Below are 19,127 nucleotides of genomic sequence, written 5' to 3'. Positions count from 1 at the left end.
CGGCCATGGCCTCGCCGGAAAAGGTCCGGCTCACCACCAGGCCCGCCCGCCGGGCCTCGGGCTTGAAGAGCAGGATATTGGCCAGTTGGGTGCCCATGGCGGCCTCGGTGGCGATGCCGCAGATATTGCTCTGGTCGGCCAGGAGATTGTAGCGCTGCCAGTCCAGGACCATGGCGAAGACCACCGGCATCCCCGGGCGGGTACTGGTCCAGGTCTTGGCCACCGTGGCCGCCTTGGCGCCCAGGGCCAGGATGAGGGCCGGCCGGCTGGCCAAGAGGCGCTCCATGACCTCAGGCGCGGTCCGGACGTCCCCCTCCAGGTCGAACACGGCGACCGGCCGGCCGGCCAGCCCATCGGTGAAGCGCTCCACGGGGGCCCGGTAGGCCCTTTCCGGGCCACTGGCCAGAACAGCCACCCCCCGCTGTCCTGCGGCCCAGGCCAGGGCCAGGGGCCAGAGCACGGCGAGGAGGAGGATACCGGTGCTAAGGAAGGATCTTCTGCCAGTCATCGATCTGCAGGCCCTCGACAAAGGGTTGCCGCCAGGGGGCGTCATGCATGCGGGAGAGAATGTCGGCCAGGCGCGCCTGTTGCTCCGGGGCCAGACGACCGGCCACGGCACACAGCACCGGCAGGGGCAGGGGCGGACTGGACGCCAGCCGCTGCACCCGGGCGGCCAGACGCGGGTTGACGCCCAAAAGCCAGGTCAGGTTGTCCTCGGAGACCAGGGCCAGATCAACCTGGCCCAGGGTGACAGCAAAAAGGGCATCCGAATCCTTGGGCACGGTCACCAGGCTGGGCCTCAGCTCCTCCAGGGGCCGGCCGTCCACGGAGAGCCCGGCTACCAGTTCGGTGACCTCCGAGCCACCGGGGGTCAGGGCCACGGTGCAGGCGCGCTGGCCGGGTTGGCCAGGTGGCCGGTCCTGGGCCGCAATCAGAACCTTGCGGTAGACGGTCTCGCCCCGGCGGCTGGCGCGCAAGAGCGGCCGCAGGGCCGGCTCCTGCTGTGGCCGGTCCAGATACCAGCCAGGCAGGATGGCCAGGTCCGGTGGTGCGGACTTGAGCTCCCGATCGAAATCCTTGAGGCGGGCAAAGGGCTGGAAGAGAACCGGGAAGCCGGCCTCGCCAAAGGCCTTCTCCATGCCGGCCTTCAGCCAGCTGAGGTTGACGGCCGGCGCGTCCGGGACAAAGGAGTAGACCTTGCTCGGCTCAGCCGTGGCAGCACCACTGCCCACGGCCAGGAGCAGGCCGGACAGGAGCAGCAGCCGCAAGGTTCCTATAATAGAGGTATGCCGTTTCAGGGGAGGCGCTCCTGGGCCGAGGTCATCAAGGCACCGGCGGCCGTAAGCGGGGGCGCCGGGGGCCTGGCTCCGAGAAGAGAGCCATCGAAAACATTCCCAGTTTCCCTTCCTGGAAGCAAGGGAAATCTTCTCCCCCTTTCTTGGCCCCATGCTTCCAGTTATGATCTGCCATCGTCCACGGTCGCCGATGGCCAGCCCGCGTCGACCAACCTCTGCCAGGGGCAAAACACGATGCGCCTCCTTGTTGCCGGTGCCGGCAAGACTGCCCGGGAGCTGTTGCGCCAGCTGGGCCAGGCCTGGTCGGTAACCCTGATCGACTTGACCGAGGCCGCCCTGGCTGCCCACCAGGACCACCCGCAGGTGGTGACCCGGGTGGCCGGCGATGCCTCCAGCCCTCTGGTCCTGGACCAGGCCGAGTTGGGGGCACACGACTTCGTCGCCGCCCTCACCAACCGCGACGATGTCAATTACGAGGTGTGCCGCCAGGCCCGCAAGCGGGGCATTCACCACGCCATCGCCCTGGTCAACGACAGCCGGCAGGTGCCCCGCTTCCGGGAGCTGGCGGTGCGCACCATCTGCTCCAGCCAGCTGGTCGCCCGGGACGTGCAGCTCTTTCTGGAAAGTCCCCGACTCGTTGTGACCACCATTGCCGAGGGCGCCGGCGAGGTCATGGAGCTTTCGGTTTTGCGCAAGGCGCCGGCGGTGGGTCAGGCGATCAGGAGCTTTGCAGCCGGCGACTGGCTCATTGCCGCCATCCACCGGCAGGGGCGCCTGATCATCCCCCACGGCAGCACGGTCATCGAGGCCGGGGATCGGCGGACCATCGTCGGTCGCGCCGGCCTCTACCGCTCCATCGCCTCCTTCTTCTGCCTGGAGGAGCACTGTTTTCCCCTGGAGTATGGCCAAAGGATCCTGCTGCCGGCAACCGCCAGCGACAAGGACCTGGAGCCGGCCATGGGGGAGGCCCTCTACCTGGTGGCCAACAGCCGCGCCCAGGGCCTGACCATCCTCGGTCCTCCGGAGCTGGCCCAGGAGCTGCAAACCCGGGGCGAAACCCTGGGACCGGGGGCACCGCTGAGCTTCCGACTGGCTGATGGCCCGTGGGAGGAGGTCCTGGCCCGGCTCACCCTGGAGGAAAGCATCGGCTGCGTGGTGACGCTGCCCAGACCCCTCGGCCCCCTGGCCCGACTTCTGGGCCTCCCCAGTGTCATCGCCCTGGCCCATCGCCTGGCCTGCCCCTTGCTGGTGAGCCGCCAGACCATGCCCTACCGCCGCATCCTGGTGAGCCGGACGGCTCTGGGGCAGACGGTCCTGGTCTGCGCCACCATGGCGGATTTCTGCACCCTGCTCGGCCTCACCGGCCTGGTCCTCTTTCAGAGCCACGGCTGGTCCTGGCGCCTGATCGGGCCGCTGCTTGTATTCCTGCTGTTCGGCCTTGTCCTGTGGGCGGTGCGTCTCCGGGCCTGGTGGTTTCCCCACCGGGCCCGGCGCCTGTTGGGCGGCTCCGACCCTCAGGAGCTGGGGGTGCGGGCCGCCTTTGCCCTCCTGTTCGTCTTCGTGGGCTTGTCCGAGCTTCTCGGCCTGGAGCCGATCCTGGGGGCGTTCATGGGTGGCGCCATCCTGGCGCTGGTCTTCGAGAGCCGGGGCCTCCTGGAGGAGAAGCTGGCAGGCTTGTCCTTCGGCTTTCTCATCCCCGTCTTTTTCATCCATGTGGGCATCGGCTTCCCCCTGGCGGCCCTGGCCAGCCCGGGCTACCTGGCCCTCACCGGCCAGCTCCTGGCCGCGGCGATTGTGGTCAAGCTCCTGCCCAGCCTCCTCCTGCGCCTCCATGGCTTGTCCTGGCGGCAATGCACCCTGGCCGGCATCCTTCTGTCGGCGCGGCTGTCCCTCATCATCGCCGCAGCGGGGATCGGGGTGGACCAGGGCCTGTTGCCCCCTGACCTGCAGCCGGCCATCATCACCCTGGCCCTGGCCACCGCCTCGGCGTCGCCGATCCTCTTCCGCCGGCTGGCCCTGGCCTGGCTGCCCAGGCCAGGCTGAAAAAACGGCCGCCTTGCCATACCAGGCGACTCTGGAATAGGATGGAGCCACCCGCGCAGAACATCGCCAACCACCCTGCCGGACGACGTGCCATGGATACCGCCGGTGCCACCGAGTGCCTGCAACGCTATTACCAGGAGCTGGCCCAGAGCGGCGCCTCCCCGGCTGCCGCCGGTCCCTGGTACGACGCCAAGGACCTGGCCCGGGTGCCGGCCGCGGCCCTGGCCCTGGCCGGCGGCTGGGGGAATCCGGTGGGCTGGGCCGCGCCGGCGGCCGGCGCTTCGGTCCTGGACCTGGGCTGTGGCGGGGGCATCGACCTGGTACTGGCTGGCAGGAGGCTGGGGACGACCGGGCGCCTGTCCGGCATCGACCTCGCCCCGGCCATGGTGGAGGCGACAGGTCGGGCCCTGGCGGCGGACGGGCTGGCCCATCCCTGTCTGGTCCTGAAGACCGCCGATCTGGCCACCGCGGCCCTGGCCCGCAACTTCGCCGACCTGGTCATCGCCAATGGCAGCTTGAGTCAGGTGCCGGATCCGGCCCGGGCCTTCCGCAACATCTTCCGGATGCTGGCTCCGGGGGGCCGCATGGTGGTGGCGGATCTGGTTCTGCGCCGCCCGCTGGCAGCGCCGCCGCCGGCGGGGCTGGGCGGGCTTATGGTGGCCGAAGAGCTGTGGGCCATGCTTGCTGCCATGAGCTTCATGACCCTCAGTATCCTGGACGAGCGGCGGCTGTCCGCCCAGGAGCTGACCAGCCGGGGCCCCGGCCTGGTACCGGCCGCCTATCTGGCCGCTCTGGCCGAGAACGCCCTTGCGGTCACCTTCACCGCCATGCGGCCGCCGCTGGCCTGCTGACTGTGACCAGGGGCCGCCGGCGGCGGCCCCCCTGGCCGAACCACCAGAAAGGGAGGAGCTGCCATGCCTGTCGTCCGCCGTCTTCTTGTGCCCTTCCCCCTGCTCCTGGCCCTGACCACTGGCTGCGGGCAGCCGGCGGAGGAGAAGCCGCCGGCCGGCACCGGACCGGTCAAGGAGCTGACCGATACGGTGGCCGAGGAGGCGGCCGAGAGGATCCGCACCCCCATGGACCAGGCCCGGGGCGTGGCAGAGCTGGGGGACCGCCGGCTGGAGGCCATGGAAGAGGCCCAGGGTCAGGAGAAACGACCCGGAGACCAGCCCTGATGGCAGCCGCCGGCAAGCGGATCGAGCTTACGGTGGCAGGGATCGTCTGTGCCGGCTGCGCCACGGACATGGAGACCGTGCTCACCAGCACCGACGGCATCCTGGAGGCCAAGGTCCGGTATGCCGACGGCACCGTGGCGGTGGTCTACGACCCGGAGGAGATCGGCGAGCCGGAAATCCGGCGGCGCATCGAAAGGCTGGGGATGAAGATCTCTACGGAAGGGGCCTGACGCAGCACTGTCCGGATGGCACGGCCGGCAAGGACCTGCCCCCTCGGTCCATGCCGTCCACCGTGTCCATACCGTCCATCGACAACCACTGCCGAACCATCGATTGCAGAAGGGAGGTGTGAGCCATGGCTCTGTTGCAGGTGGACCCGGAGAAGTGCCAGCGCGACGGCATCTGCGTCGCCGAATGCCCGGTGGGCATCATCGAGCTGGGTCCCGCCGATGCCGTCCCCCGGGAGGTGCCGGCTGCGGAAAGGCTCTGCCTGCGCTGCGGCCACTGCGTGGCGGTCTGCCCCCAGGGCGCCATGTCCATCGCCGGCATGCGGAGTGAAGCCTGCCCGCCGATCCGGCGCGAGCTTGTCCCCAGCGGCGAGCAGGTGGAGCAGCTCCTGCGGTCCCGGCGCTCCATCCGCAGCTACCTGGACCGGGAGATCGAGCATGGCGCTGTGGAACGGCTCATCGATCTGGCCCGCTACGCCCCCACCGGCACCAACAGCCAGCAGGTGCACTGGCTGGTGGTGGCCTCCCGGGCCGAGGTGCAGCGGCTGGCCGGCATGGCCATCGACTGGATGCGGCATCTGGTGAAGATCGGCGACCCGGCTGCCAGCCGGCTGCCCATGCCGCGCATCATCAGTGCCTGGGAGTCCGGGGCCGACGTCATCTGCCGCGGGGCGCCAGGCCTGGTAATCACCCACGTGCCCCAGGAATATCCGGTGGGCCCGATCGACTGCGCCATCGCCCTCACCTTCCTGGACCTGGCAGCCCCGTCCTTCGGCTTCGGCACGTGCTGGGCCGGGCTGTTCATGTTCGCCATCCAGGGCTGGCCGCCCCTCCGGGAGGCCTTGGCGGTGCCGCCCGGCCGCACCCCCCGGGCGGCGATGATGATCGGCTACCCCAGGTTCCGCTACCACCGCCTGCCGCTGCGGAAGACGCCGGTCATCACCTGGCAAGGCTGAGCCCCGGCGGTATCACAGCCGGGCCAGGACCACGGTGATGTTGTCCCGGCCGCCAACCGCCAGGGCCGCCTGCACCAGCTCGTCGGCCAGGGCGGCCAGGGGGTCCGGCTTGGCCAGGATGGCTGCCAGGCGCTGGCGGTCCATCGCCCCAGCCAGGCCGTCGCTGCACAGGAGGAGCAGGTCCCCTGCCGCCACCGGAAAGGAGCCGGTGTCCGGCAGGCAATCCGGGCAGCCGACGGCCCGGGCCAGGATCTGACGGGCCGGCGAGATGGCGGCCTCTTCCGGAGTCATCAGGCCCTGGAGCACCATCTCCTGGGCCTCGTTGTGGTCGGTGGTCACCTGCCAGAGCCGGTCTCGGCTGAGGCAGTAGAGGCGGCTGTCGCCGACATGCACCCAGGTGGCGATCTGGCCCCGGAGCACCACCGCAGTCAGGGTGGTGCTCACGGCTTCCTCCCGGGGGGTCTCCTGTCCCCTGGCCAGAAGCCGGCTGTCCAGCTCCCGGACCAGCGCCTCCAGGGCCCACTCCACCGCCGGCGGCTCCAGGGCCGGCGGCCGGAAGTCGGCCAGGGCCTGCACCGCCGCGGCCGCCGCCTCCTCGCCCGCCGTCTGCCCCACCCCGCCCAGGCCATCGGCCACCGCCAGGATGGTCCAGGGCCCAGCGGCATCCCGGCCGGCGTGCACCAGGAAGCGATCCTGGTTCTGCCGCCGCACCCGGCCGATATGGGTCGTTGCCCAGGTCTCCATCAGACGTCCTTGAACTCCGCGGCCTTGACCACGATCCCCCGGTGCTGGAGGCTGCCGCAAAACTCCTCCAGCAGGCGGTTCAGCTCCCCCCGCTGCTCGTCCTGGTAGAAGACGAACAGCGAGGTCATCCGCCGGGCCGGCAGACCCAGAAACTGGTCGCCCTGGCTTACGGGATCCACGAGCGGTGCCAGGGCGTCCAGGGCCTCCGCAGCGGTCTGGAAGCGCTCAGCCGGCTGCCGCCGGCAGGCCTTGCGGATGAAGGCGGCCAGGGGCGGCGGCAGGTCGGGCACCAGCGCGGCCGGGTCCGGGATATCCCGGCTGAGGTGCATCTCCATGAGGGCGGCCAGGTCGTCCTCGGGAAAAGGCCGGCGGCCGGTGACCATCTCGAAGGCGGTGATGCCCAGGCTGAAGATATCGGCGCGCCGGTCGACGGTCTCACCGTCGATCTGCTCCGGCGACATGTAATAGGGGGTGCCATCGAAATCGGTGACCTCGCTGCCGGACGGGCAGGCCAGGCCGAAGTCCAGGATCTTGATCTGGCCGCTGGGCAGCAGCATCAGATTGGCTGGCTTGATGTCCTGATGCACGATGCCCTTGCCATGGGCGTGGCTGAGGCCGGCCAGGACCTGAATCAGAAGGTCGGCCGCCAGCTTGGCCGGCAGTGGCCCGGTACGGGCCAGGCGCCGGTCCAGCCCCTCGCCGTCCAGGAGCTCGGTGATGAGAAACACCGTCTGGTACCGATCCTCGATATCATAGATCTGGACGATGTTGCGGTGGCCAAGGCCGGCGATGATCTGGGCCTCGTCCTTGAACCGCTTCTGGAAGTCCGGATCCATGGCCATGGCGTGCTTGAGCATCTTGATCGCCACCGGCATCCCGAGGCTGGCATGGATCCCCTGGTAGACGATGCTCCACGCCCCCTGTCCCAGCTTTGACCGGATGAGATACCGGCCGATGGTGCGATCCGCCACCAGGGGGGAGGTTTCCAGACGGCGGGTCAGGAGCTCGGTGAGAAACAGGCGCAGGTCCGGGTGGCGGGCGGCCACCGCTTCGAACTGCCGCTTCTCCAGTCGCCACAGCCGCACCGGCGTGTCGGCATCGACGCTGGCGCAACGGGCTTCGCCCGTGAGCACCCCCATCTCGCCGGCCACGTCCCCGGACCCGAGACGGGCCACCGTGTGGTAGGTGCCGTCCTTCTCCACCCGCACCGTGCACGCCCCTTCCTGGATCAGGTAAAGGTGCTCGCCGGCCTCTCCCTGGCCAAGGAGACGCGCCCCTGCCTGGCGCTCCTCCGGCGACAGGCAATTGAGGAGGGGCCAGACGGCGTGCCGGGGCAGGGAGCGGAGCAGCCTGGTGCCCAGCAGGAAATCCAGGTCCGCCAGGAGCGTCCCCGGCGGGACGGCATCCTGGCTGGCTGCCGGCGGCGCCGCCCCTTCCCGCACGTATTCGAGACCGGTCAGGTAGCCCCGGCGATCCGCGCTGCGCTGGGTCCAGACCACCCGGGCGAGGGCGGTGCGCCAGGCCTTGGCCTCCGGGTCGTGGCGGGTAAAGTTGAGAAGGTCCCCGGGCGCGAAAAGCCGGGACAGCTCCAGAAGCATGCCCCCCGGGCTGGTGTTGTGCATCCCTACGAACAGCGGATAATGGGAGCCAAGCTCCCTGCCCCCCGCCGGCTCGACCAGGTGGCGATAGACCACCCCCAGCTCCGGCTCCGGCACATCCCGCCGCTCCCACTGGCGCCGCTCCACTGTCTTCATCATCGTCCTCCTCCTTCTGGCCTGACTGCCACCAGGCGCCCGATCCCGACCGATCCATGGCCAGGTCAAGAGCCCGAATTGTTGAGACTTATGCCAGAGGCATGCCAGAAGGACCACCGGGCAACCACCGCCGATAACGACGGCGTTCCGCGGTGTTGCACGGCCGTGCCGCCCGAGAGCTGGAGCGAATTCCGGAAGTCCGGACAGAACCAACCGGAATTCCGAACGATTCACTGGGGAATCGCCACAACCCAGCGGCCCTCGCAAGGGACGGAGGCGAGCCGGAGGTCGTCCCGGAGGGCCACAGGAGCCTACTGCAGCACCTTCCACCATGGCGCTGCCAGGACGTCCGAGGTGATCATTCGGTGGCCTGGCCGGTATGGAGCAAGAGGGCCGGAAGGGCATTGGCGCCGTATTCGGCACAGAAGGCGCGCAGGTGTACGACACGCGGGGGCTGGTGCATCTGGCCGGGGCGAGGGACCAGGACACGAAAACGGGCAGGGGATCCGCCACCGGATCACCCTGCCCGTGGAAAGGCCACTCGCCGGCCGGAATCAGGAGCGGCGACGCCGCCAGGCCACCAAGCTGGTCAGGCCGCTGCCCAGAAGAAGAGCGCTGGCCGGAATCGGCACCGGGGTCCCGGTAAAGGCTATCTCGCTGACGAAGACCCAGCAGCCGGGCTGACGGTTGATGGTGACCGCAAGGTCGGAGAGGCTCAAGCCCAGGTTGCCGATGGTGTAGCTGGTGGGCGCCGAGCCGGGAGGATCGGCGACGCTGTAGCTGGTGCCGGCGATGACGAAGCCGGCCGGCGTCCGGACTCCGCCGTAGCCGTTGGCATCGTCCACGTAGAAGGTGACGGCGTCGACCGTCACCGGGCCGCCGAAATGGAAGGTGATGGTGGGCGTGATGGTATACCAGCCCACGTACGGCCCCGGCCCAGCCGGCGCCTCGACGATGTTCCAGTTCTGGGTAGCGATGACCCCGTCGGTGAGATCCCCCAGGCCGCCACTCAAGGGGCTGAGGCTGACCAGGGGATTGCCGCTGCCGGTGTAGGACTCGTCCCAGTACTGGTAGCTGCCGGTCTCGCCATTGGGCATGTCGTAGCTCACCGGCGCCAGCGGCGCGGCGCCCGCCGCCCCAGCCCCGGCCAGGAGGATGCCACCGGCCAGGATCCACGATCTCCAGATCGTCATCTTCATACCATCCTCCTGTGCGTAGGATTGGGCTTGCCCCCAGCCCGCATGCGGCAGCGCATGCATGACGCCGCAGGGCCTGGACTACGCCGGAGACATAAGCCAATATCGTGCCAACCCAAGCCTCCGGCCAAGCGGCGACGGAAAACCCGCGCCGGACGCGGGCTGGCGAGAAACGTCCTGGCCGAGCCCCGTCTGGCCCAGTCACGCCCCTGGCCGGAATCCCGGAAGACCTGTACGCCTTTCCGGAGCGATTCCAGAAAGGCGTACGCCAAGAAGACCAGGAATGGACAGCGCTGAGCGTCTCGGATGCCGTGCGGCACGGCTTGAGCGAAGCGCCCCGAGGACCTCGTTGTGCGCTGAATACGTTCCCTACGAGCCAACCGCCCCCGGCGCCGGCGCCGGCAAGCCGCCGGCGCGCACCTCCTCCACCGACAACCCGGTGCTGGTGGCGATGGCCTCGTCGTCCAATATCCCCAGCAGCCTGGACGCCACCGCCAGCTGGGTCTCGCGACGACCCTGGGAAAGACCCTGGGAAAGGCCCTGCTCAAGCCCCTTCTTCCTTCCGATCCGCTCCACACTGGATACATACGGCATGGTTGTATCCTCCTCAACTGCCGCCAGCTGCTGAAAAAATCCCTGCTCCAACTCCTCCGGCAGTTGCATCAGCCAGTCGATGAAACGAAAGAGATCGATCACCTGCTGCCGCGCATACCCCCGGTTGTAGAGCCGCCGCACCAGATCAAACTTCCACCATGCCCGCTCGATCGCAGCATCCCGCGTCTCCCGGGCCTTCAGATGCGCCATCACCACCACCGCGGAAGGATTGCGGTCCTGCTCCAGCGCCTCCCATCGCTCACCATAGTCCAGCACCTTGGCCACCGGAAAGCGGAAGCCCAGCTCGCAGCCCCACAGCTCGTATCCGTACCGGTCGGGTCGCCAGTCGGCCCGGTCATCCGTCAAGACCGCGCAGCTCATCACCCGGCGATCATGACGGTCGAAGATCCGGTAGTTGTACACATCCATTCGCTTGGCAAAGATCTCCTGGGGCTGCCCCTGGATCTCCGGATGCACCAGCACCCAGGCCTCGCCGCCGTCTCGGCGCCACACCTTGGCCAATTTGTCCGCCAGTCGCCGGCCAAGCTTGGCGTCCCGGGTCACCTGCCGCAGCTCCTTGTCCAGGAAGACGTGTCCCCGGGACCAGTCGATGCCGCCATGGGCCGCCGGGAAGAAGAAGGCCATGAATTCCGGGAAGTATCGGGTCAGGATCTCCTTCCACGGGGTATCGTAATCGGCGGACGACGGCATGAGGCTCCTCGCGCATGAAGGAGGGACGGCGGCCGTTGCTCGGTCTGGCCTGTTCGCCGGCAGCAACGGGGGTAGCCTACAAGCACGGATACCGGGAGCCGTTCTGTCTGGAGTCAGAAGCTTGGTGCCGGCTGTCTCTTGTTACCCGGGCCGTCGGGGGGTGGTCAAGGGGAATCGGCGGGAGCCACCAGGGGGGCGCACCCCGCGCCCGTCGTCGCCGCGTGGTCTTGCCGGGGTAACAGGGCGCTCAGGCCGGCTGCGGGCGGTCCGGCCGGCAGGCTCGCCCAGGACCGCGCCCGGATGATGCAAGGATACCGCAATCCCGCGCCACCTGGCTCATCCCCCGGACGGTGCCGCCGAACCTGATCCCCTCCCCCGCTCGCCACGCCGATGGGCCAGGGCGCGGCCGATGGCGTCGAGCACGTCGTCGAGGTGCGTGCCGAGGTCTTCGGTCAGGAAGCGCAGCACGAAGTAGCCGTTGGCCTGCAAGAGCAGATCCTTGCGGCGGTCGCGGCGGTAGGCCAGGGGATCGGCCAGATGCTGCGGGCCGTCCAGCTCGATGGCTACGCGGGATTCGGCGTCCAGGAAATCGACCTCCATGCGGCCCTGTCCATCGAAAGGAATCGGCAGCTCCACGTTCAGGCGGAACCGGCCAGCGGTCTCGGGCAGGGTGGCCAGCCGCCGGTAGAGAAAGGCCTCGGCGGCGCTGCGGGCCCGGGCTGCCTCCTCGGCGTGCGGGGGAATCGCCCCGGCTGCCCGAACAAACAAGGTCGCCAGCGGCGTGTCCACCCCGTCCCTGATGAGACGCCGCACACTGGCGGCAAAGCTCTCTTTCCAGGCGGGATCGCTGGGCAACACCACCTCGGCCGGCCATCCTGGCAGAGCGCTGGCCGGCAGCTGCACGGTGTAGCCGATCGCCTCATACCCCCGGCATCGCCGCTCGAACATCCTGGCCAGCATGGGCACGTTGAGGTCGGCATAATCGTAGACCCGGACCTCGCGCTTGCGATCGTGCAGGCGGTGCAGCCGGCCGGCGTACTGGGCGATGGTCCCCCGCCAGGAGACCGGCAGGGCCAGAAACAGGGTGTCCAGCCGTGCGTCGTCGAACCCCTCGCCCAGGAACCGGCCGGTGGCCACGAGCACCCGGCCCTCGTCCTCGGGCACCGCCGCCATCTGGGTCAAGGCAGCAGACAGCGCCCTCTTGCCCAGCCCGCCAGACAGGACGATGAGGTGCGGGACCTCCGGGGCCAGGCGTTGCGCCAGATCCTTCAGATGCCCGGTCCGCTCGGTCAGCACCACCGGCGACCGGCCCTCGTGAAGGGCAGCGATGACATCGGCGCAGATGAGCCGGTTGCGGGCCTCGTCAGCCATGAGCTCAGCAAAGATCTCCTGGAAGCGACTGCGGGCGTCCTGGGCCCGACCGGCCTCCTCGGACCGGGCGAGGGACAGAACGCCGGTTGGCCGGACCAGAACGGTATGGGTGAACGGACGCGCCAGGGCCTCTTTTTTTGCCGCGACCCGGTAGCGCACCGGGCCGCATTGCATGAAGATGATCGGGTGCTGGCCATCCTTCCGAGCCACGGTGGCGGAAAGACCGGTGACGAACCGGGCCTTGGCGCGCCGGGCCACCAGCTCAAAGCTGCGGGCTGACAGATGGTGGCACTCATCCACCACGAGATGGCCGTAATCGCCGACCCGATCGTCCACCACGCCCTTTCTGACCAGACTCTGGATGAGGGCCACGTCCAGCGCCCCGGTAGGCTTCTTGCGGCCGCCACCGATCCGGCCAATAGCGCCCGGGGGCAGGTCCAGGAAGGTCGCCAGGCGCTCCAGCCACTGTTCGAGGAGCTGCTGGCGATGGACCAGGACCAGGGTGCTCGTCTGGCGCTTGGCAATGAGCCAGGCCGCGACCACCGTCTTGCCGAAAGCGGTGGTCGCGGCCAGTACCCCGGTCTCGTGGGCGGCCATCGCCTCGGCCGCCGCCTGCTGCTCGGGACGCAGCTCCCCGTGGAACGAGACCGCCAGTGCCTGACCCCGCTGCCGCTCGTCATGGATGACGGGCGCGACTCCCAGCTCGGCCAGCAGATCGGCCACATCCCCGAGGCAGCCCCGTGGCAGGCCGAGGTGCTGCGGCAGGTCCTCGGCGCAGCCGATGATGCGGGGCGTGCCGAAGGTCGGCAGCCGCATGGCCTGGGCCTTGTAAAATTCCGGATTCTGGAACGCCGCCAGGCGGAGCAGCCGGTTGCGCAGACCTGGGGCAAGGTCCGCCTTCCGGACATAGATCTGATCCCCCAGCACCAGATCCAGCCGCTCGGGCAGCTCGGCCAGGGATGGCTCCCGCCGCCGGCGCGATGGTGGCGCGGTCCAGGGCGCCTCATCATCGTCCTCCGGCGCCACCAGACGCACCCCGAGCACCCGCCCCCGGGCCTCCGCCTCCCGCACCATCGCCTCCGCCTGCCCCCGCCCGATCCTCGGCCGAGTGGCGAGATAGGCCCACTGGTCGGGAAAGGGAACGAAGGAATCGTCCACAAAGACGCTGTTGCCGCGCTCCCGGCTCTCCTTCTGCAACGGCAGAGCGACCAGACTGCCCCAGCCGCCGTGGGGCAGGGTGTCCTGGCCCGGAACAAAGCGGTCATAGGAATCAAGACCGACATCCGGCCGCCGCTCCATGGTCTCGGTGAGCAGGTATGCCGCCAGTCGCCGCGCCAGGCCCGCCGGCACCGGCTCGTCGAAGAACAGCCACACATGACCGCCACGGCCGGAGCGCGAGCGCTCCAAGGCCGCCGGCAGGTCCAGGCGGCGGCAGGTGTCCATGAAGGCCGCCGTATCCTCCTGCCAGCTTTCCTTGTCGAAATCAGCAGCCAGGAAAAAACAGCTCTCGTCCGCCAGCATCGGATAGACGCCCATGACAAAGGGGCGGCCGGCATCGTCCCGGCCGGACAGGTGCCAGCGGACGACCTCGTCCGTCACCGGCAGGAGTCGCCGGTGCGGACACATGGCGCACTTGACAACCCGCCGGTCACAAAGGCCGTGCACCCATTCGTTGCCGCAGGCTGGCTGGTAGCCGGACTTGCCGGTCTTGCGGCTTTCGAACCGGCGGGCGTAGAGGTCGTCCCGGCCGCGGAACAGGGCGCGGAACAAGGCGATCTTGGCGGCCGGCGGCGAGTGGTTGTGGACGGATTCCCCCGCCAGCCGCGACTCCTGCCCTGGCTTCATGCTCTTCTGTCCGCGCCACCTGCCGGGAATGGCACCAGGAATAAAAAAAAAAGGGGCTCCGGCCGCAGCCTGGAGCCCCCTTCGTTGTCGTGCTGGTAGCGGGGGCAGGATTTGAACCTGCGGCCTTCGGGTTATGAGCCCGACGAGCTACCGGACTGCTCCACCCCGCGTCACGAAACGTATACTACCCGTGCTCCTGGGCCCTGTCAAGGCTGGACGCCAGCGGGGTCGCGGTTTGGTCGCACTTGGCCTGCAGCCGGGCAACAATGCCGGCGGGCAGGCGGGTCAGCTTGCCGGCCCGGTCCACCGCGGCATGCAAGGTGAAGCCCACCGCCAGGAGGCGGCCGTCCTTCTCCCTGGTCAGGCGGTAATGGAAACGACAGGCCACGTCCCGGATCTGGGCCAGGCAGGTGTCGATATGCACCAGATCGTCGTAGGCAGCGGAGGCCTTGTACCGGCAGTAGCATTCCACCACCGGCAGGATGAGACCCTCTGCCTCCAGCTCGGCGGCGGGCACCACCCAGGCGCGCATGAGCTCGGTGCGACCCAGCTCGAAGAAGCGCAGGTAGTTGGCATAGTAGACCACGCCGGCGGTATCCGTGTCGGCATAGAGCACCCGCACCGAGGAGCGGTGGACAGGGCCGGCCAGTTCCACGGATAATCGACTCATGGCCTTCTCCCCAGAAGGCGCTCCATGAAGGCCTCGCCATCGGGGAGCCTCAGGCCGGTGGCAGCGGCCGCCTCTTCGCAGAAGCTGTGCGCCTGGGCCGCCCGGGGGGCGCGGCCGTCGTAGATGACGAAGGGCACGGGATCCGCGACATGGGTGCGCAGGGCCAAGGGTGTGAGGTGGTCCATGAGCACTGCCAGCCGGAAGGGGGGGCCGCCGGCCAGACCCTGCAAAACAGGTCCCACGATGCGGCGGTCGAAATCCTCGATGGCCTGGATCTTGCCGGCGAGATTCCCCTGGTGGCTGGCCTCGTCCGGGGCCTCCACATGCACCAGCACAAAGTCGCCCTCGGCCAGGGCCGCCAGGGCTGCCTGGGCCTTGCCCTCGTAGTTGGTGTCCAGGTAGCCGGTGGCGCCAGGCACCTGGACGACGGTCAGACCGGCATAGACGCCGATGCCTTTGAGCAGGTCCACCGCCGAGATCAACGAGCCGCGCAGGCCATAGCGCTGGGCGAAAGTGGGCAGGCACGGGGCCCGGCCCTGCCCCCACAGCCAGACGCCATTGGCGGGCGGCCGGCCGGCGGCCTCCCGCTCCCGGTTCACGGGATGGGCGGCGAGAAGGGCCCGGGCCCGGGCCATGAAGCTGGCCAGGGCCGGCACCCGGCCATAGGCGGCCAGAAAGGACGAGATGTCCCGGCCGCTGTGGTCGTGGGGCGGCACGGTGGCGAGATCCGCGCCTTCGCCGGTGAGGACCAGGAGGTGCCGGTAGCTGACGCCGGGGTAGAGGGCGAGATCAGGGCTGGCCAACTCCTGGTCCAGGGCGGCGATGAGGGCCCGGGCCTCGGCGGTGCTGATGTGGCCGGCGCTGTAGTCGGCCATGGTCAAGGTCCCGTCCGCGCCGGGTGCCAGGGTGACCAGGTTGAGCCGGAAGGCGATCTGGCCAGGGGCCAGCTGCACGCCCAGGCTGGCAGCCTCCAGGGGGGCGCGGCCGGTGTAGACCTCTTCCGGCCGAAAGCCCAGAACCGACAGGTTGGCCACGTCAGAGCCCGGCGGCAGACCGGCCGGGATGGTGGTGACAAGGCCCAGCTCGCCGTGGCGGGCCAGGTAGTCCATGGCCGGGGTCCGGGCTACGGCCAGCGGGGTGCGGCCTTGAAGCTCGGCCAGGGGCAGATCCCCCATGCCGTCCCCCACCAGGATGATCACCTTCATCCCTGCTCACCCTCCGCCGGGTCGGCAAGAATCCGGATCTTGACCGCCGGCGCGGCGCAGATGGGCAGGGCGTCGATCTCGGCCAGGGCTTTGGCTACCGCCGCCTCGCTGGCCTCATGGGTGCGCATGACCACCGGCACCGCCCCCCGCTGCCGGCGGCCCTTCTGGATCACCGACTCGATGCTGATCCCGTGCCGGGCCAGAATACCGCCAACAGTGGCCAGCACCCCGGGCTGGTCCAGGGCGTCGATGCGGATGTAGTAGCAGCCCTTGATGTCGCCCATGGGGGTGATGCGACGGGGCGCGATCCGCTCCGGCAGATAGGCCAGGGCCGGCACCCGGTTGATGGCGCCATGGCGGATGTTGCGGGCGATATCGACCACATCCGCCGCCACCGCCGAGCCGGTGGCCATCATCCCTGCCCCCAGGCCGGAAAGGAGGATGCTGCCCACCATGTCGCCGATGATGTTGATGGCGTTGTAGGCCCCGTTGATGTTGGCCAAGAGGTGGCCCTCCGGCACCATGGTGGGATGGACGCGGGCCTCCACGTGCTCGCCGTGGTTGTGGCTGATGGCCAGGAGCTTGATCCGACAGCCCAGCTCCCGGGCAAAGGCGATATCGAGGGGGGTGATCCGGGAGATCCCCTCGACGCTGATGGCCTCCAGATCCACCGGCATGCCGTAGGCCATGCTGACCAGGATGGCCAGCTTGTGGGCGGTGTCGATGCCCTCGATGTCGTAGGTGGGATCCGCCTCGGCGTAGCCCCGGGCCTGGGCCTCCCGGAGCACCTCGTCGAAGGGCAGGCCTTCGTCGGTCATCCGGGACAGGATGTAGTTGGCGGTGCCGTTGACAATGCCCATGATGGAGAGGATGCGGTTGGCCACCAGGCCTTCCCGCAGGGCCTTCAGCACCGGGATACCGCCGGCCACCGAGGCCTCGAAGCCGATCTCTCGGCCGGCCCGGGCCGCGGCGGCAAAGATCTCGCTGCCATGGCGGGCCAAGAGCGCCTTGTTGGCTGTGACCACGTGCTTGCCCGCCGCCAGGGCCTGGAGGATGAGGGTACGGGCCGGCTCGATGCCGCCGATGAGCTCCACCACGATATCGAGCTCAGGATCCCGGAGGATCTCGCCGGCATCCCGGCACAAAGGGATGTGCGCCAGATGGACCGGCAGACGCACGGCCCGGAGATCCGCCACCTTGGCGAGCGCAATGGTTAGCCCCACCTTGCGCTCCAGCCGGCCGGCCTGTTCATGGAGCACCTGGGCCAGCCCGCTGCCCACGGTTCCGAAGCCGATCAAGCCCACCTTGATTGTCGTCATGGCCATGTCCTGTCAGGTTCTGGACAGCGGGACGGCCTGGCGGCCAACAGGCCCCAGGCCGGAAGCGGGGCTCAGCTTAACGTCTTTTCCCGCCAAAGTCACCAGGAGCGATGTTCTGACGGCCTCCCCGCCCTGGCGGCGCCCGGCGCACCACGTTGACAACCGTCCCAAAACCATATAAATAGATGCGGTCAACTCCGGCCCCAATTTGGCCGCGGCCAGACCCCATGTCCTCCGTGCCTGTCCCCGCATTCCCCAGCCCGCCGGCCTCTGGTCCGGCTGCTCATGTGTGCTCCCTTGCCGGTCATGCCGCTCCTTCGCTCGCCCAGTCAGCCAGCGAGGAGGGCCCTCGCCGCGGCCAGAGGGGACTGGACCGGCATCCGCCCCCCTAGAGTCTCCCGCCCTGCCGCCAGCTCCCGCCCTCCGGCCGCCTCCGGGGCAGGAGTGGTGGGGGGTCTGCTTTTCGGGTACACTGTCGCGACCCTGGGCCAGGGTCAGTCCATCCCCATTTCCCGGTCAGCACAAGAGGCTTTTCTGTGAACGAGATCAGCATCCTCGACATGGTTATCGACGCCGGTCCGATGGTGAAGCTGGTGATGCTTCTGCTTTTCCTCTTCTCCCTCGGCTCCTGGACCATCATCATCATGAAGCATCGCCTGTATCGTCAGGCCCGCCGGGAGTCGGAGGCCTTTCTCGAGGCCTTCTGGAAGAGCCGCAACCTGGCGGAGGCCCACAAGCATGCCCAGGATCTCACCGGCGCCCCCCTGGCCGACATCTTCCGCACCGGCTACATCGAGCTGCAGAAGATCGGACGCGCCCGCTCGGATCGGGAATCGGCGGAAGAGACCCTGGAAAGCCGGCTCGCTGGCATGGAGAACCTCAAGCGCACCCTCAAGAAGGCGGAGACCCAGCAGCTGGGCCGGCTGGCCAGCTCCCTCTCCTTCCTGGCCACCACCGGCTCCGCCACCCCCTTCATCGGCCTCTTCGGGACGGTGTGGGGCATCATGACCTCGTTTCAGGACATCGGCCAGCGGGGCTCCGCCTCCCTGGCGGTGGTGGCCCCCGGCATCTCCGAAGCCCTGGTGGCCACCGCCGCCGGCCTGGCGGTGGCGATCCCGGCGGTCATCTTCTTCAACTTCTTCAACAACCAGCTGGTGGAGCTGGAGACCGAGATGCAGGGCTTCTCCGCCGACTTCCTCAACCTGGTGGAGCGGGACCTCATCTCCCGGATCTGACCACTGACCGCGAAGCGCAAGCGAGGACAACCGCAATGGGAATGACCATTGGCAATGGCCGGCGTGGCCTGGTGGCCGATATCAACGTCACCCCACTGGTGGACGTCATGCTGGTGCTGCTCATCATCTTCATGGTCACCGCGCCGATGATGACCCAGGGCATGGACGTGGACCTGCCGGAAACCACCGCCAAATCCCTGCCCCAGAAGCCGGAGCCACTGGTGATCACGGTGGACAAGGACGGTCAAATCTTCATCGACCGGATCAAGGTGGCGCCCGGCCTCATGAAGCAGGAGCTGAGCCAGGTGGTGACCCGGGACAAGGATCGGCAGGTGCTTCTGAAGGCAGACAAGACCGTGGCCTACGGCCTGGTGGCCAAGGTGATGGCCGACGCCAAGGAGGCCGGCGTCGACAAGCTGGGCATGGTGACCCTGCCGCAGGAAGAGCGCCCGTAAAGCGATGGCAGACAGCGATCGTCTCTCGCCCTTCGCCATGGGCGGGCTCGAGCCATCATCCTGGAAGACGCCCCTGGCCCTGGCCGTGGCCCTGCACCTGGTGGCCAGCCTGGCGGCCCTCTACCTGCCGGATCTCCTCCGGCGCCCCCGGGAGATGCCGGAGGTCTACAGCGTCAGCCTCTTCTCGGCCGCCGAGGTGGGGCCGCCGGCCACCGCCCCGACCCCCCGGCCGAAGGCGGCGGCACCGGCACCGGCACCGGCGCCCAAGCCGGAGCCGAAGATTGAGCCTCCCAAGCCGCCGGAGGTCACGGTGCCCGAGCCGGAGCCGCCGC

General features: G+C 68.9%; 18 protein-coding genes and 1 tRNA gene. 8 read left to right on the top strand and 11 right to left on the bottom strand.

Annotated elements, in window-relative coordinates; translation table 11 throughout:
* Positions 1-508 (bottom strand): hypothetical protein (locus tag AB1634_12870; protein MEW6220409.1); only part of this gene is annotated, 508 nt, incomplete at its 3' end.
* A complete protein-coding gene (locus AB1634_12865; protein ID MEW6220408.1) occupies positions 483-1,268 on the bottom strand; it encodes a PhnD/SsuA/transferrin family substrate-binding protein in 786 nt (261 codons plus the stop codon). The genes AB1634_12870 and AB1634_12865, both read right to left, overlap by 26 nt.
* A gap of 261 nt (positions 1,269-1,529) precedes the next feature.
* Here AB1634_12865 and AB1634_12860 point away from each other — a divergent pair, with 261 nt between their 5' ends.
* From AB1634_12860 to AB1634_12840, 5 genes are all read left to right on the top strand, one after another.
* Positions 1,530-3,338 carry a cation:proton antiporter gene (locus AB1634_12860; GenBank protein MEW6220407.1) on the top strand — a complete coding sequence of 603 codons (1,809 nt, stop codon included), beginning with the start codon at positions 1,530-1,532 and terminating at the stop codon, positions 3,336-3,338.
* A gap of 41 nt (positions 3,339-3,379) precedes the next feature.
* A complete protein-coding gene (locus tag AB1634_12855; protein MEW6220406.1) occupies positions 3,380-4,189 on the top strand; it encodes a methyltransferase domain-containing protein in 810 nt (269 codons plus the stop codon).
* A 63-nt stretch (positions 4,190-4,252) separates the two neighbouring features.
* A complete protein-coding gene (locus AB1634_12850; GenBank protein MEW6220405.1) occupies positions 4,253-4,513 on the top strand; it encodes a hypothetical protein in 261 nt (86 codons plus the stop codon).
* Positions 4,513-4,743, top strand: coding sequence for a heavy-metal-associated domain-containing protein (locus AB1634_12845; protein ID MEW6220404.1), 231 nt, complete (start codon positions 4,513-4,515; stop codon positions 4,741-4,743). The genes AB1634_12850 and AB1634_12845 overlap by 1 nt, the downstream gene beginning before the upstream one ends.
* A gap of 125 nt (positions 4,744-4,868) precedes the next feature.
* Positions 4,869-5,696: a nitroreductase family protein gene (locus AB1634_12840; GenBank protein ID MEW6220403.1), complete on the top strand. Its 828-nt coding sequence runs from the start codon at positions 4,869-4,871 to the stop codon at positions 5,694-5,696.
* Positions 5,697-5,708: 12 nt separating this feature from the next.
* Here the strand turns inward: AB1634_12840 and AB1634_12835 are convergent, their stop codons facing one another.
* The 9 genes from AB1634_12835 to AB1634_12795 all read right to left on the bottom strand — a co-directional run bounded on the left by AB1634_12835 (position 5,709) and on the right by AB1634_12795 (position 17,105).
* Positions 5,709-6,440, bottom strand: coding sequence for a protein phosphatase 2C domain-containing protein (locus AB1634_12835; GenBank protein MEW6220402.1), 732 nt, complete (start codon positions 6,438-6,440; stop codon positions 5,709-5,711).
* Positions 6,440-8,197, bottom strand: coding sequence for a protein kinase (locus AB1634_12830; GenBank protein MEW6220401.1), 1,758 nt, complete (start codon positions 8,195-8,197; stop codon positions 6,440-6,442). The genes AB1634_12835 and AB1634_12830 overlap by 1 nt, the downstream gene beginning before the upstream one ends.
* A gap of 551 nt (positions 8,198-8,748) precedes the next feature.
* Positions 8,749-9,393: a VPLPA-CTERM sorting domain-containing protein gene (locus AB1634_12825; protein ID MEW6220400.1), complete on the bottom strand. Its 645-nt coding sequence runs from the start codon at positions 9,391-9,393 to the stop codon at positions 8,749-8,751.
* A gap of 366 nt (positions 9,394-9,759) precedes the next feature.
* Positions 9,760-10,695 carry a cytosolic protein gene (locus tag AB1634_12820; GenBank protein ID MEW6220399.1) on the bottom strand — a complete coding sequence of 312 codons (936 nt, stop codon included), beginning with the start codon at positions 10,693-10,695 and terminating at the stop codon, positions 9,760-9,762.
* Positions 10,696-11,031: 336 nt separating this feature from the next.
* Positions 11,032-13,911 carry a DEAD/DEAH box helicase family protein gene (locus AB1634_12815; GenBank protein MEW6220398.1) on the bottom strand — a complete coding sequence of 960 codons (2,880 nt, stop codon included), beginning with the start codon at positions 13,909-13,911 and terminating at the stop codon, positions 11,032-11,034.
* A 93-nt stretch (positions 13,912-14,004) separates the two neighbouring features.
* A tRNA-Met gene (locus tag AB1634_12810) sits at positions 14,005-14,081 on the bottom strand.
* Between the two features lie 14 nt (positions 14,082-14,095).
* On the bottom strand, positions 14,096-14,581 hold the full coding sequence (locus AB1634_12805; GenBank protein ID MEW6220397.1) for a thioesterase family protein: 486 nt from the start codon (positions 14,579-14,581) through the stop codon (positions 14,096-14,098).
* Positions 14,578-15,786, bottom strand: a complete 1,209-nt coding sequence (locus AB1634_12800; GenBank protein MEW6220396.1) for a cofactor-independent phosphoglycerate mutase — start codon at positions 15,784-15,786, stop codon at positions 14,578-14,580. Before AB1634_12800 ends, AB1634_12805 begins: the two co-directional genes overlap by 4 nt.
* On the bottom strand, positions 15,783-17,105 hold the full coding sequence (locus tag AB1634_12795; GenBank protein MEW6220395.1) for a homoserine dehydrogenase: 1,323 nt from the start codon (positions 17,103-17,105) through the stop codon (positions 15,783-15,785). Before AB1634_12795 ends, AB1634_12800 begins: the two co-directional genes overlap by 4 nt.
* A 536-nt stretch (positions 17,106-17,641) precedes the next feature.
* Here AB1634_12795 and tolQ point away from each other — a divergent pair.
* The 3 genes from tolQ to AB1634_12780 form a co-directional block, all read left to right on the top strand.
* Positions 17,642-18,340 carry a protein TolQ gene (gene tolQ, locus AB1634_12790; GenBank protein MEW6220394.1) on the top strand — a complete coding sequence of 233 codons (699 nt, stop codon included), beginning with the start codon at positions 17,642-17,644 and terminating at the stop codon, positions 18,338-18,340.
* A gap of 35 nt (positions 18,341-18,375) precedes the next feature.
* On the top strand, positions 18,376-18,795 hold the full coding sequence (gene tolR / locus AB1634_12785; GenBank protein ID MEW6220393.1) for a protein TolR: 420 nt from the start codon (positions 18,376-18,378) through the stop codon (positions 18,793-18,795).
* Between the two features lie 4 nt (positions 18,796-18,799).
* The coding region (locus AB1634_12780; GenBank protein MEW6220392.1) for a hypothetical protein at positions 18,800-19,127 on the top strand (328 nt) is incomplete at its 3' end.

It is taken from the genome of Thermodesulfobacteriota bacterium (genome assembly GCA_040755095.1).
Lineage (GTDB): Bacteria > Desulfobacterota > Desulfobulbia > Desulfobulbales > JBFMBH01 > JBFMBH01.
Note: the sequence above shows the minus strand (reverse complement) of the source record. Positions and strands in the feature narration are given on the sequence as shown.